Source organism: Streptomyces luteireticuli (genome assembly GCF_041519305.1).
Classification (GTDB): Bacteria; Actinomycetota; Actinomycetes; order Streptomycetales; family Streptomycetaceae; genus Streptomyces; species Streptomyces luteireticuli.
The window spans coordinates 4915420-4928160 of the sequence record NZ_CP167927.1 but is presented as its reverse complement, the minus strand read 5'-3'; the positions used below and the strand labels follow the sequence as shown (position 1 = coordinate 4928160).

Genomic DNA, 12741 nt, shown 5'->3' with positions numbered 1-12741 from the left:
GCGCTGGATCAAGGTCAAGGGGGTGGGCTTTCCAGAACAGGAAAGACCACTTCGTCACGTGGCCGGGCGACGTCGCTCGTCCCCGGATCGCGGGTCTCCCGGCGCCGGTGAACCGCCAACCGGCCCCGCCCGCCGTCCATTTAAAGGACCGGAAGAAGAACCCTTCCCAATCCCTCCCCCTCCCCTCTCACCCCATCGGGTGACGCGGTGGCACATGCCGCGAGCGGCGCGGTACGGTCGCGCCAACAGCCGCAGAACAACCGCAAAATGACGACGGCCCCCGCCGGGACTGGAACCCCAGGCGAGGGCCTGATCATCGAGGAAGTCAGGAGCTTCCCTATGACTGTCGAGCAGTCTAGCGCGCCGGCGTGGTGCACATCCGACACCGGCACACCACCCACTTCACCGTCGTGGGCAACCACCTCGCCCAGCACCCCGATCTCTCCCTCGTCGCCATCGGCATCGGCGTGCACGTGCAGTCGCTGCCCGACGGGGCCACCATCGCCATCAAGGACCTCACCAGGCGCTTCCCCGAAGGGGAGATCGTCATCGCCCGCGCCCTGCGCGAACTGGAGAAGGCCGGTTACCTGGAGCGCAGGCGCATCCGCAACGACAACGGGCAGGTCGTCACCGTCAGCCCGCCCCGGCCAAGCCGTTGACGACGGCCGGGCCGCAGCCCGCGCCACAGCCCGAACCGGAGCCCCGGCCGCCCGCCCTCGACCTCCCCGCCGCCGATCTCCTCGCCGGCCTCCGTCGCCGCGATCCCCGGCTCCTCCTCTCCCGCAAGGACATCGACAGCCTCGCCCCCGCCGTCCGCGCCTGGCTCGATCGCGGCATCCAGCCGGGCCAGATCACCCGTACCCTCACCGCGGAACTGCCCGCCGGAGCCGTTCCGAGGCCCGCGCGCCTCCTCGCCTACCGGCTCCGCGAGTGGATCCCGCCCCGGCTGCCGGTCCCGGTGGAAAGGCCCGCGCCGCCGCCCGTCCTCCCCCTCCGGTCCTGCGACGGCTGCGAACGCGCCATCCGGTCGGACACCCACGCCCTCTGCCGGGACTGCCGCACCGCCGCCGCCTGACCGCCGCTACGTCCGCCCCACAGCCAGCTCCATGCCGGACAGCGAAGCCCGGATGCCGCTCTTGTCGACCTTCACTCCGCGCAGTTGAAGGCCCTTGGCCTCCTTGGGCAGCTTGAAGGAGAAGGACAGGTGGTCGGAGAGCTCCGGCGGGCGCAGATGGATCAGGCCGGCGACGAGCCCGGGATCGATGCCGATCCGCCGCAGGAGCCAGGGGTGGGCGATCACGACGTCGACCAGGTTGACGTGCGTCAGCCGTTCGACGAACCGGGGCGCGCCGGTGAGTTCGTGCAGCTTCTCCTCGTCCTGCAGGGCCAGTTCGATGGCGTCCTCGGGGACACCCAGCCGCTTCACCACGGCCGGAACCGACAGCAACGCCTTGATCCGGGCGGCGTCCCGGCTGATGCGTTCGGCGGTCTCGCGGTGCAGCGTGAGGCCCTTGCCCTTGCCGGGGCGGTAGGTGGCGATGCCGGGCACGTCGACGCTCATGTCGTCGATGTCGGTGGAGAGTTCACTGTTGCCGGCCATCCGCACCTGGGCCCGCGCCCGTACGCGCAGTTCCTGGCCTGCGACGGTCAGCTTGCCGTCCGCCGAGACGGAACTGTCGTCCAGGCGGCTGAACTTGACCTCGGACGCGGCGAGTTCGCGGTTCATGTCGTCGAAGGACAGCTCGACCTCGCCGTCGAGGTCGCCGATGACCGCGCCCCGGATGTCGCGCGGCAGATCCCCGGTCAGCCGGATGTCGCTCGCGCTCGCCCGGACCTTTGCGAGCGAAACGCGGTCGGCGGCCACGTGCGGCACGGTGACGTCCACGCGTTCCAGCCGCTTGTCCAGGACCTGGGTGAGGAACGGGAAGCCGTGGATGCCCACTTGGGGAGCGGCCGCCAGATGGAGCTGTTTCTGGAGCTCCTGCTGGGCCTTCTTCTCCGCGTACATCGCCGCGCAACGGTCCGCGAGCACCAGGAATCCGGCGCAGAAGAGCAGGCCGAGGAGGAGTTTGAGGGTGCGGGGTACGGCGGAGAAGGGACTTCGGCGCTTTCGCCGGCGCGATCGTCCGCCCCTGCGCCGCCTTCCGGTGCGGCGGTGGTCGGGCGGCGACCAGGAATCGTCGTCGTTTTCCCCGCACTTGAGCGGTATGGGGAGCTCGTCGGATTCCTTTTCCGTGTCCTGCCGCGGTAAGGGGATCTCCTGGGTGACGGCGTCGCCGTCCGGGCGCGTGAGGGGTGGCGTGGGGTCCGGGTCGGCGAGGGCCGCGAGTTCGTCGTACGGGTTGGGGGGAAGCGGGTTGGGGGGAAGGGAGGGCATGCGTATGGGGGTTCGCATCGCCACATCCCACTACAGGCTCCCCCCTCGGGCGCAAGGGCTACCGCGGGTATGTCCAAAAGCCGTCCGACGGGAGGGCAAGGTTGCCGTCGCAAACCTGCCGGACCCTCCACCGCCGCCCTGCTGGACTGGCCCCGACCCACCTCCCCCCTCCCCCGGCAGGACGGAACCCCATGCCCCCTACCACCACCCGCTGGCCGGCCGTGGTCTCGGTGACGCTCGGCCTCTTCGTCATCGTCACGACCGAGATCCTGCCGATCGGCCTGCTGACGTCGATCGGGGCCGACTTCACCGTCTCGGACGGAACGGCCGGGCTGATGATGACCCTGCCCGGCTTCCTGGCCGCCGTGTCCGCCCCGCTCGTCACCGCGGCCACCGCCCGGACCGACCGGCGGCCGGTGCTGGGCGCCCTGCTGCTCACACTGACCGCGGCCGACTTCCTCGCGGCGGTGGCGACGGACTTCCGGCTGATCCTCGTCTCCCGGGTCCTGGTCGGCATCACGATCGGCGGCTTCTGGTCGGTCGGGTCCGGGCTGGCGGAACGGCTCGTGCGGCCGGCCTCGGCGGGGCGGGCAACTGCCGTGATCTTCTCGGCCGTTCCGCTGGGATCCGTCCTCGGCGTCCCGGCCGGGACCTTCGTCGGGGACCTCGCGGGCTGGCGCACGGCGTTCGCCGCCATGGGAGCCCTGACGGCGGCCGTCCTGGTCATGCTGCTGCTGACCGTCCCGTCGCTCCCGCCCGTCCGGACCGTCCGACTGGCCGTGCTCGGACGCGCGTTGCGCGGCCGCCCGGTCCTTCTGGCGCTCCTGCTCACCTTCCTCGTGGTGCTCGCCCACTTCGGCACCTACACCTATGTGACCCCGTTCCTGGAGCAGGTGACGCACGCTGGAGACGTCACGGTCACCGCGTGCCTGCTGCTCTACGGCGCGGCCGGCATCCTCGGCAACTTCCTCGCGGGCTCCCGGGTCTCCCGCCGCCCACGGCTCGTCCTGGGCCTCGCCGCCGGCCTGATCGCGACGGCGGCCCTGCTGCTCCCCGTACTGGGCCGCTCGACGGCGGGCGCCCCGGCCCTGCTGATCGTCTGGGGCGTCGCCTACGGCGCCGTACCGGTGGCGTCGCAGACCTGGTTCGCCAAGGCGGTGCCGCACGCCCCGGAAGCGGCGTCGGTCCTGTTCACGGCGTCCTTCCAGGCGACGTTCTCGGCCGGGGCGCTCGCGGGGGGCGCGGTCCTGGACCGGACGTCCCCGTCCGCGGTCATGGTGGCGGGCGGGTGCGTCGCCGCCCTCGCGGTCCTGGTGGTGACGCTCGCGCCCGGGGGCGGCCCTTCCCGCCGGACCGCCGCAGCCACCGCGGCCGCCGCACGCCGGGGGAACCCGCCCCTGCGCGCGGAGGAGGCCCGCCCTGGCGGGACGGCCTAGCCGGGACGGCCCAGCCGGCACGGCCCAGCCCGGGCGCCTAGCCGGGACGACGCGCCCGCCACAGGACGTACGCCGCCGAGGCCACCGCCGCCACCCGGACGACCACCGGCAGCGTGTCCGCCAGGGCCGTGGACAGCCCGCCCTGCGGGATCGGATCGCCCCAGCGGTGTTCGAGCCGGCCCCAGAGCCAGGCCACGCCGCCCGCGGCGGCCAGGCCCGGCACCCCCATGACCGCCCATTTCGACTCGGTCTGGGTGAGCCGGCGCGTGACATAGGCGAGGGCCCAACCGACCACCAGCACGAGCCAGTTGCCGATCACCGCGCCGGTGACGAGCAGGACCGCGACGAGGGCGAGGAGCGGGCTCATCGGCACCGTCCCGGCGGGGACCCGGGCCGCTCCCCGGCGGCCGAGGGGGAGGCGCCGCCGACGGGCCTCCTCCGTGGGCTCCGCGGGCGCCTGTTCGGCGGCGGAGGCCGTGGCCGCGGCGGGCGGCTCGTCCGCGTCGAAGGGCCGCGGCGGTCTGAGCATGTCCGGGATCTCGATCCCGCCCGTGAAGCCGTGGATCGGCTCGCCCGCGGGGAGGGCGGGGCCGCGGCCCCCGGTGCTCCACCAGTCGTCCGCCCCGTCCGCCCCGTCCGCCCCGTCCGCCCCGTCCGCCGACGGGCCGCGGCCCAGCTCCTCCTCCGTGGCGAGGTGCGGCGGCGCCCCCGCGTCCGGGAAGTGCACCGCGCCGCCCGTCTCCGGGCCGCGCCGCTGCTCGGGCACCCGGCCGGCCCCCGGCGAGGCCTCCGCGTCGGCCACCGCCCGCTCGGGCGGGCCCAGTCCGTCGAGGATGCGGCGCACGGCGGCCGGGGTCTCGGCGCCCTCGGTGGCCCGGCGCCGCTCGATCTCCGTACGCAGCCGGGAGACCAGGCGCATCCGGTCCCCGGAGGTGAGGGACTCGCGCTGCGCTATGTCGCCCACCTTGCTCAGGTAGTCGTAGACGAGCTGGTCGCTCTCGATCCCCACCGCGTCCCCCAGGCTCCCCGGTTCCCTCGTCCCTCCGGCGTTCCGGCGTGGCGCCGCCGTCCGGACCGACGGTACCCGCTCCCTCCCCGGGGTGTCCGTGAGAACGGACGGGACGGCGGAGCGCAACCGCCGGGCGGGCGGAGCCACGGCCCCGTCCGCACCGAACCGGTACCGTTAACAGAATGACCACTTCGCGGGAACGGGAGACGCCGGGGACGCGGCGGACCGGCAGCAGCGGCGGCGGCAGCGCGGCGCCGCGCACGCTCGCGGAGGAGCTGCGGTCCCGCCCCGACGACGCCCTGGCCGGTCTCCTGCGGGCCCGCCCCGACCTGCTGAACCCGGTCCCCGGCGACCTCACCCAGCTCGCCACCCGCGCCGCGACGCGCGCCTCCGTCGTCCGGGCCCTGGACCGGCTGGACCGGTTCGCGCTGCAGACGGCCGAGGCGCTGGCGGTGGCGCCGGACCCGTGCCCGTACGGGACGCTCGCCGGGCTGCTGAGCGGCGACACCCCGGACGACCCGCGGATCGCGGACGAGCTGCCGCGCGCCCTCGCGGCACTGCGCGAACAGGCCCTCGTCTGGGGCGCCGAGGACTCCCTCCGCCTCGTCCGCACCGCCCGCGAACTGCTCGCCCCGACCCCGTCCCGGCCCTCGGCGACCGGCCTCGGCCCGACCGTGGCGGAGGCGACCGCCGGGATGTCGCCCGGGCGGCTCCAGGAGATCCTCGCCGCGGCCGGGCTGCCCGCGACACACGATCCGGTGACCGCGGTCACCGCCCTGACCGGGCTGTTCGAGGACCGTACGCGGATGGGGGCGCTGCTGTCCGCCGCCCCCGAGGAGGCCACGGCCGTCCTCGAACGCCTCGTCTGGGGGCCGCCGTACGGGACCGTCACCGCCGATCCCGCCCCGCACCTGCGCTGGCTGCTCGACCGGGGCCTGCTGCTGCCGGCCGCGCCGGGCTCCGTCGTCCTGCCGCGCGAGGCGGCGCTGCATCTGCGCGCCGGGCGTGCGCACCGCGCGCCCGAGCCGGTGCCGCCGGAGCTCGCGCCTGTCACCGGGCACACGGCGCGGCTGGTGGACGCGACCGCCGCCGGGCAGGCGTTCACGGCGCTGGCCACCGTCGAGGAGCTGCTGGCGGACTGGGAGACGGCCGGGCCGCTGGTGCTGCGCGCGGGCGGGCTGGGCGTCCGGGACCTCAAGCGGACGGCGACGACCCTGGACGTGCCGGAGCAGGTGGCCGCGTTCTGGGTCGAACTCTCCTACGCGGCAGGGCTGTTGGCGTCCGACGGGGACGTGGACGAGCGGTACGCGCCCACGCCCGCGTACGACGAGTGGCTCGACCTGCCCGCCGAGCGGCGCTGGACCCACCTGGCCACGGCCTGGCTCGCCGCCACCCGCACACCGGGCCTGGCCGGGACGAAGGACGGGCGCGGGCGCGTCCTCTCCGCGCTCGGGCCGGAGCTCGACCGGGCCCCGGCCCCGGAGGTCCGCCGCCGCGTCCTCGCCCTGCTGGCCGGGCTGCCGGAAGGGGGCACCGTCCCCGCCGACGCGCTGCTGGCCCGCCTCGCCTGGGAGCGGCCGCCGCGCGGCGGCGACGAGCTGCGCGCCCGGCTCGCCCGCTGGACCCTCGCGGAGGCCGAACTCCTCGGCGTCACCAGCCGCGGCGCGCTCTCCGCGCCGGGCCGGGCACTGCTGGAGGGGAGCGATCCGGCGCCCGTCCTCGCCCCGCTCCTCCCGGAGCCGCTGGACCACGTCCTCGCCCAGGCCGACCTGACGGCCGTCGCACCCGGCCCGCTGCACCGGCCGCTCGCCCAGCGGCTGGGGATCCTGGCGGACGTCGAGTCCAAGGGCGGGGCGACGGTGTACCGCTTCACCCCGGAGTCCGTACGGCGCGCCCTGGACGCCGGCCAGACGGCGTCCGACCTCACCTCCTTCCTCACGGCCCACTCCCGCACACCGATCCCCCAGCCGCTGCTGTATCTGATCGAGGACGTGGCCCGCCGCCACGGCCGGCTGCGGGTGGGCGCCGCCTCCTCGTACCTGCGCTGCGACGACGAGGCCGTGCTCGCCGAGCTCCTCGCGGACCGCCGGTCGGCCCCGCTGCGGCTCCGCCGCCTCGCGCCGACCGTGCTCGCCGCCCAGGCCGCGCCGGACGCACTGCTGGAGGGGCTGCGGGCGATGGGCTACGCGCCGGCGGCGGAGTCCGCGGCGGGCGACGTGGTCGTCGCCCGCGCCGACGTCCGCCGCACGCCGCAGCGCACCGCGCCCGCGCCGGTCCCGGAGGGCCCGCCCGCGCCCGACGCGACGCTGCTCGGCGCGGCCGTCCGCGCGATCCGCGCGGGCGACCTCGCGGCGACGGCCGAACGCCGCCCGCGCGCCTCCTCGGCCCCCGCCGACGGCGGCCTGCCCCGCACCACCTCCGCCGAGACCCTCGCCACCATGCAGGCGGCGGTCCTCACCGGCTCGGCCGTCTGGATCGGCTTCGTCAACGCCGAGGGCGCCGCGAGCCAGCGCGTGATCGCCCCGGTGCGGGTGGAGGGCGGCTTCGTCACGGCCTACGACCACACGGCGGACGAGGTCCGCACCTTCCCGCTGCACCGCATCACGGGGGTGGCGGAGCTGGCGGACGACCGCGCGTAGTTCAGGCGGGTCCGATCTCCAGCTGGGTCCCGCCCCCGACGTGCCGGACGCCGTCGGGCGTCAGGCAGTCCGTCGGCGACTGCTCCGGCAGCAGCACCACGGTCCGCCGCGCCAGCTGCCCCGCACCGCGTCCCTCGACGACCCGCCCGGTCAGCTCGACGGCATTGACCCCGGCGACGCGGAGGGCGGTCCCGGCGTCGTAGACGAGGACCGAGCGCCACCCGTCCGCGTAGTGCACCACCTCATGGCCGCGGGGGCTGTTCACCGTGAGGCAGGAGGCGCCGGGCGAGACCCCGTGGAGCTCCGCCACCGCGTGCACCGTCCGCCCGGGGCCGACGGTGCACGCATATCGCGCACGGACGTCGATCCGGGTCTCCCGCGGGACGAGGGACAGCCCCGGTTCGTACGCCGTGCTGTCGCTCCCCGTACAGGTCACACCCTCGCGCCCACCCGCCTGCCCCGCCGGCGCCCACACCGCCGCCGACCCCACCAGGACCATCGACCCCAGCACCACCGCCACACCCCGCCTGCCGCCCATGCCCACCCTCCAGGAACTCCGCGATCCGCTTCCGGTCCCTGGCTACCCACGATGGACCGCGCTCCCCCGGCCAAGCGAAGCACGCGCTGGTCCGTACGCCCGGCGCACCGGCGCCCGCGCCCTCAACACCCATGACGCACCGGAACTCCCGGATCGACCGCCATCGGGCTCTCGACCACCACTGCACGCCCGCCCCCGGAAACCGTCTCCACCGGAGCGGCATCCGCCCTGACACCGGCCAGAGCCGGGATGGCTCAGGCGAGGCCGATCCCTGCCTGAGCCTTGATGGTGTCCACGGCATCACTGGTGAGCCACCGAAGCGGAACGACAGTCCACCGGTCGCCCTTGCGCATGATCACGGCGTTGCCGTCCTCGGTGCGCCCGATGTGGATGAATCCATGGTCGCGCCGCAGGTCCTTCACCAGGTGCTCGCCGTGGATCATGCGCTACTTCCCTTCGCGCTCCTCGTCGTCGGCCAGGCTGCTGTAGACGTTACCGTTCTGGGAAACCTGCGTATCGGGGTCGGTCACCTGATCCCGATTCTCGTCCGGGTCCCAGTCGTCGTCCTTCTTGCCCATCCGCGCGCTCCTTCCAGGTCAACGCCGTACCGACTTCTTCCTGCGCCTCACCCGATGTGTCGCTCGACGTAGTGCCCCATGTACGCGTCCGCGAACTTCGCGGCGTCATGACGCCCACCGCGTTCCATGGCGGTCTGCCACACTGCCCTGAGCCGACGGCACGGGACGCAACCCGTGATCGGCGCGGGCATGGCGGGTGGACCACTGGTGTGCAGCAAGGGCACTACGAGGTTCGCCACCCGATTCCCCCGCTCTCCGGCACCGGCGCCTCCTCGCGCACTACAGCAGGCCCCAACCAGCTGAGGCGAAAACGGTGTTGTACCGGACCACCTGCCTTCCGCATCTCCTCCACCCCCTCCGGCGCTGATCGGCGTAGTGCCCACGGCGGCACCTCCCGCTCACGCCCGCCCCAAGGGGGGCGGAGCTGGAAGTTCGGATCTTCGCGTCCCATGACGACGCCGGACCTGCCGGAGCGGCTGTCCACAGCGAGCACCCCTACCGGGGGTGCGTCCCGTTGTTCGGTCATGCGCTGATCGTCCCGCCGGCCATAGGGACGGGGGAACTTCGTACGTTCCCCACTTCGGGACGTCCCATGGCCGGTAGAACGTCCCTGGAACGTCCGAGGCAGTGAAGGGCCGCAATCATGCCGAACGAGCGCTTACGGGCCGTCTTGGCGTCAACCGGGTGGACGTACGCCGAGCTGGCCGACGCAGCAGGAGTTGATCCCAAGTCCGTGGAACGGTGGGTCAATCTTGGCCGAACACCCCGTAGGACAACGGCACTCAAAGCTGCTGAGGCACTGGGTGAAGACGTTCACGCTTTGTGGCCCGCGCTCCGGCAGGCACGCCGCGCGCGGACGGTGAGCCCCGAACTCGTGGCACTGTACGTCCAACGGGCCGACCTGCCGGTGTCCGTCTTCGTGGAAGTTCTCGCACAGGCGCGTCAACGGATCGACGTACTGGTGTACGCGGCCGTCTTCCTGCACGAGGCGTACCCCCGCCTGAACGACCTGTTGATCGAGCGCGCCGCCGAAGGATGCATGATCCGGATCGCCGTGGGAGACGCTGACAGCGCCAACATCCACCAGCGAGGTCGGGAGGAAAAGTTCGGCCACGGTATCGAGTCCCGCTGCCACAACGCGCTCACACACTACCGGCCGCTCCTCGGTGTACCGGGGATCGAGCTCCGAACTCATGGCACCACGCTCTACAACAGCCTGTATCGCGCTGACGATCAGGTATTGGTCAACGCCCACATCTGGGGCGTCAACGCCTATGGAGCACCCGTATGGCACCTACGACGCAACAGCCACGGAGGCATGTTCGACGCCTACGCGGGAAGCTTCGATGCCGTGTGGGAGACCGCCCGGCCAGTGGGAGGGTCAACGCATGGCACGGACTGAGTACTACGACGACCCGAACGCACCCGAGCCCAACAGCATGGTCGTGGCTGCCTCTGCGGTCGTCACCGACAGCAAGGGCCGCATCCTGCTCCAGCGGCGCCGGGACAACGATCTATGGGCGCTGCCAGGCGGCGCCATGGACATGGAGGACTCACTACCCGGCGCGGCCGTGCGGGAGGTTGAGGAGGAGACCGGGCTGAAGGTCGAGATCACCGGGCTCGTCGGCACCTACACCGACCCCCGGCACATCATCGCGTACAGCGACGGGGAAGTGCGCCGACAGTTCAATGTATGCTTCACGGCCCACGTCACCGGCGGGATGCTGACGATCTCGGACGAGAGCACCGAACTCCGCTTCGTGCCCCCGGGGGAGCTCGACTCCCTTCCCATGCACCACACTCAACGGCTGCGCCTCCAGCACTTCCTGGAGCATCGCCCCTCGCCCTACCTGGGATAGCGTCGCCACCGGCACTCGGTGAAGGCATGCCTCAAGACAGGCCGCCGCAGTTACTCCAAGCGATATGCCCAGCAACGAGACGACTTCTGATCACCCCTGGATCCCCGGGGCGATCACCTGCCTTCCATAGAAACCGGGCAACTTCATCCTGATCATGGAGACGACCGGCCGGCTGAAAGGGGCCCTGGACCTGCTTCCCGAGGCGATCGCTGCCTTCCACGAGACCGGAGACCAGGAGATGGAACGCCGAGCGGACGCGCTCCAGGAGGATCTCCGCCGACGCATGCCCACCGAGTAACCCCCTGCCTCCGTCCCCGCCCCCTCCGGAGGACATGCGGCATAATCGAAATTTGGCCTTACCGAAAGGGCACAGGCGTGACCGGACCCCTCATCGTCCAGAGCGACAAGACCCTCCTCCTGGAGGTCGACCACGAGCAGGCCGACGCCTGCCGGCGGGCCATCGCGGCCTTCGCCGAGCTGGAGCGGGCGCCCGAGCACATCCACACGTACCGGGTGACACCGCTGGGGCTGTGGAACGCGCGGGCGGCGGGGCACGACGCCGAGCAGGTCGTGGACGCGCTGGTGACGTACTCGCGGTACCCCGTGCCGCACGCGCTGCTCGTCGACATCGCCGAGACCATGGCCCGCTACGGGCGGCTGCGGCTGATGAAGCACCCCACGCACGGACTGGTGCTGGAGAGCAGCGACCGGCCGGTGCTGGAGGAGATCCTGCGGTCGAAGAAGATCCAGCCGCTGGTGGGGGCGCGGATCGACGAGGACACCGTGGCCGTCCACCCGTCCGAGCGCGGGCAGATCAAGCAGGCGCTGCTGAAGCTCGGCTGGCCGGCCGAGGATCTCGCCGGGTATGTGGACGGCGAGGCGCACCCCATCGAGCTGCGCGAGGACGGCTGGGCGCTGCGGCCGTACCAGCGGCAGGCCGTCGACGGGTTCTGGCACGGCGGGTCGGGTGTGGTCGTGCTGCCGTGCGGTGCGGGCAAGACGCTGGTGGGGGCCGGGGCGATGGCCGAGGCGAAGGCGACGACGCTGATCCTGGTCACCAACACCGTCTCCGCGCGGCAGTGGAAGCACGAGCTGGTGAAGCGGACCTCGCTGACCGAGGACGAGATCGGCGAGTACAGCGGCACGCGCAAGGAGATCCGGCCGGTCACCATCGCCACGTACCAGGTGCTGACGACGAAGCGGAAGGGGATCTATCCCCACCTGGAGCTCTTCGACTCCCGAGACTGGGGGCTCGTCGTCTACGACGAGGTGCACCTGCTGCCCGCGCCGGTCTTCAAGTTCACGGCGGACCTGCAGGCGCGGCGGCGGCTCGGGCTGACGGCGACCCTCGTCCGGGAGGACGGACGGGAGTCGGACGTCTTCTCCCTCATCGGGCCGAAGCGGTTCGACGCGCCCTGGAAGGAGATCGAGGCGCAGGGCTATATCGCGCCCGCCGACTGCGTCGAGGTCCGCGTCAATCTGACGGACTCGGAGCGGCTCGCGTACGCGACGGCCGAGACCGAGGAGAAGTACCGCTTCTGTGCGACGACGGACACCAAGCGGAAGGTGACCGAGGCGCTGGTGCGACGGCACCGGGGTGAACAGACGCTGGTCATCGGGCAGTACATCGACCAGCTCGACGAGCTGGGCGAGCATCTGAACGCCCCCGTGATCAAGGGCGAGACGAGCAACGCCCAGCGCGAGAAGCTCTTCGACGCGTTCCGGGAGGGCGAGATCTCGGTCCTCGTCGTCTCGAAGGTCGCCAACTTCTCGATCGACCTTCCCGAGGCAACGGTCGCGATCCAGGTCTCCGGCACGTTCGGCTCCCGCCAGGAGGAGGCCCAGCGGCTGGGCCGCGTGCTGCGCCCCAAGGCGGACGGGCACGAGGCGCGCTTCTACTCGGTGGTGGCCCGGGACACGGTCGACCAGGACTTCGCGGCGCACCGCCAGCGCTTCCTGGCGGAGCAGGGGTACGCGTACCGGATCATGGACGCGGACGCCGTGCTGGCGGGGGAGGACGACTAGGTCAGCGCTTGACCAGGCCCTCCTGCGCATAGTCGCCCAGCAGCACCACGCTCACCGCCGTACCGGCGAACACCTTGAGCGCGCGGAACGCGTGGGAGAGAGCGGTCTCGGCGCCGTGCTCGGCGCCCTGGGCGTCTGGGGTGATGGCTGCGGTGGTCATGGATCCATGATGCGTTCCGGCAGGTCAGGGACACATCGATCTGGCGGTGTAAAACGGCGGGCGACCGCGTACGACTCAAGGATCATCACTCCCCCTACGGGAGACGGACCGCGACCCCGA

The 12741-nt window shown here is 72.6% G+C and carries 14 protein-coding genes; 8 read left to right on the top strand and 6 right to left on the bottom strand.

Annotated elements, in window-relative coordinates; all coding sequences use genetic code 11:
* The first annotated feature begins 368 nt into the window (after nt 1-368).
* Nucleotides 369-659 (top strand): hypothetical protein, encoded by a 291-nt coding sequence (locus tag AB8735_RS22100; RefSeq protein ID WP_372408888.1) that lies wholly within the window; start codon nt 369-371, stop codon nt 657-659.
* On the top strand, nt 656-1075 hold the full coding sequence (locus AB8735_RS22095; RefSeq protein WP_372408887.1) for a hypothetical protein: 420 nt from the start codon (nt 656-658) through the stop codon (nt 1073-1075). Before AB8735_RS22100 ends, AB8735_RS22095 begins: the two co-directional genes overlap by 4 nt.
* Before the next feature lie 6 nt (nt 1076-1081).
* Here AB8735_RS22095 and AB8735_RS22090 read toward each other — a convergent pair whose 3' ends face one another.
* Complete coding sequence (locus tag AB8735_RS22090) at nt 1082-2377, bottom strand: DUF2993 domain-containing protein (RefSeq protein WP_372408886.1); 1296 nt, start codon at nt 2375-2377, stop codon at nt 1082-1084.
* Nucleotides 2378-2568: 191 nt separating this feature from the next.
* Between AB8735_RS22090 and AB8735_RS22085 the strand changes: the two genes are divergently transcribed.
* A complete protein-coding gene (locus AB8735_RS22085) occupies nt 2569-3813 on the top strand; it encodes an MFS transporter (protein ID WP_372408885.1) in 1245 nt (414 codons plus the stop codon).
* Nucleotides 3814-3850: 37 nt separating this feature from the next.
* Here AB8735_RS22085 and AB8735_RS22080 read toward each other — a convergent pair whose 3' ends face one another.
* Nucleotides 3851-4822, bottom strand: a complete 972-nt coding sequence (locus AB8735_RS22080; protein ID WP_372408884.1) for a hypothetical protein — start codon at nt 4820-4822, stop codon at nt 3851-3853.
* A 182-nt stretch (nt 4823-5004) separates the two neighbouring features.
* Between AB8735_RS22080 and AB8735_RS22075 the strand changes: the two genes are divergently transcribed.
* Entirely contained in the window at nt 5005-7461 is a 2457-nt protein-coding gene (locus tag AB8735_RS22075; RefSeq protein ID WP_372408883.1) for a helicase-associated domain-containing protein, read from the top strand.
* 1 nt (nt 7462) lies between these two features.
* Here AB8735_RS22075 and AB8735_RS22070 read toward each other — a convergent pair whose 3' ends face one another.
* From AB8735_RS22070 to AB8735_RS22060, 3 genes are all read right to left on the bottom strand, one after another.
* Complete coding sequence (locus AB8735_RS22070) at nt 7463-7999, bottom strand: hypothetical protein (RefSeq protein WP_372408882.1); 537 nt, start codon at nt 7997-7999, stop codon at nt 7463-7465.
* A gap of 254 nt (nt 8000-8253) precedes the next feature.
* Nucleotides 8254-8442: a hypothetical protein gene (locus tag AB8735_RS22065; RefSeq protein WP_344025910.1), complete on the bottom strand. Its 189-nt coding sequence runs from the start codon at nt 8440-8442 to the stop codon at nt 8254-8256.
* Between the two features lie 3 nt (nt 8443-8445).
* On the bottom strand, nt 8446-8577 hold the full coding sequence (locus AB8735_RS22060; RefSeq protein ID WP_344025912.1) for a hypothetical protein: 132 nt from the start codon (nt 8575-8577) through the stop codon (nt 8446-8448).
* 643 nt (nt 8578-9220) lie between these two features.
* On the opposite strand from AB8735_RS22060, the gene AB8735_RS22055 reads away from it, so the two are divergent.
* The 4 genes from AB8735_RS22055 to AB8735_RS22040 all read left to right on the top strand — a co-directional run bounded on the left by AB8735_RS22055 (nt 9221) and on the right by AB8735_RS22040 (nt 12461).
* Complete coding sequence (locus tag AB8735_RS22055) at nt 9221-9979, top strand: helix-turn-helix domain-containing protein (RefSeq protein WP_372408881.1); 759 nt, start codon at nt 9221-9223, stop codon at nt 9977-9979.
* On the top strand, nt 9966-10436 hold the full coding sequence (locus tag AB8735_RS22050) for an NUDIX domain-containing protein (RefSeq protein ID WP_344025916.1): 471 nt from the start codon (nt 9966-9968) through the stop codon (nt 10434-10436). The genes AB8735_RS22055 and AB8735_RS22050 overlap by 14 nt, the downstream gene beginning before the upstream one ends.
* Nucleotides 10437-10590: 154 nt before the next feature.
* On the top strand, nt 10591-10734 hold the full coding sequence (locus AB8735_RS22045; RefSeq protein WP_372408880.1) for a hypothetical protein: 144 nt from the start codon (nt 10591-10593) through the stop codon (nt 10732-10734).
* Nucleotides 10735-10811: 77 nt separating this feature from the next.
* Complete coding sequence (locus AB8735_RS22040; RefSeq protein ID WP_344025918.1) at nt 10812-12461, top strand: DNA repair helicase XPB; 1650 nt, start codon at nt 10812-10814, stop codon at nt 12459-12461.
* A 1-nt stretch (nt 12462) separates the two neighbouring features.
* Here AB8735_RS22040 and AB8735_RS22035 read toward each other — a convergent pair whose 3' ends face one another.
* A complete protein-coding gene (locus tag AB8735_RS22035; RefSeq protein WP_344025920.1) occupies nt 12463-12621 on the bottom strand; it encodes a hypothetical protein in 159 nt (52 codons plus the stop codon).
* Nucleotides 12622-12741: the final 120 nt, after the last annotated feature.

Excerpts from the sequence above, each read along its gene's own strand:
- AB8735_RS22060 (WP_344025912.1), bottom strand. The coding sequence starts at position 8,577 with ATGGGCAAGAAGGACGACGACTGGGACCCGGACGAGAATCGGGATCAG.
- AB8735_RS22070 (WP_372408882.1), bottom strand. The coding sequence starts at position 7,999 with ATGGGCGGCAGGCGGGGTGTGGCGGTGGTGCTGGGGTCGATGGTCCTG.
- AB8735_RS22055 (WP_372408881.1), top strand. The coding sequence starts at position 9,221 with ATGCCGAACGAGCGCTTACGGGCCGTCTTGGCGTCAACCGGGTGGACG.
- AB8735_RS22050 (WP_344025916.1), top strand. The coding sequence starts at position 9,966 with ATGGCACGGACTGAGTACTACGACGACCCGAACGCACCCGAGCCCAAC.
- AB8735_RS22045 (WP_372408880.1), top strand. The coding sequence starts at position 10,591 with ATGGAGACGACCGGCCGGCTGAAAGGGGCCCTGGACCTGCTTCCCGAG.
- AB8735_RS22085 (WP_372408885.1), top strand. The coding sequence starts at position 2,569 with ATGCCCCCTACCACCACCCGCTGGCCGGCCGTGGTCTCGGTGACGCTC.
- AB8735_RS22065 (WP_344025910.1), bottom strand. The coding sequence starts at position 8,442 with ATGATCCACGGCGAGCACCTGGTGAAGGACCTGCGGCGCGACCATGGA.
- AB8735_RS22090 (WP_372408886.1), bottom strand. The coding sequence starts at position 2,377 with ATGCCCTCCCTTCCCCCCAACCCGCTTCCCCCCAACCCGTACGACGAA.
- AB8735_RS22035 (WP_344025920.1), bottom strand. The coding sequence starts at position 12,621 with ATGACCACCGCAGCCATCACCCCAGACGCCCAGGGCGCCGAGCACGGC.
- AB8735_RS22075 (WP_372408883.1), top strand. The coding sequence starts at position 5,005 with ATGACCACTTCGCGGGAACGGGAGACGCCGGGGACGCGGCGGACCGGC.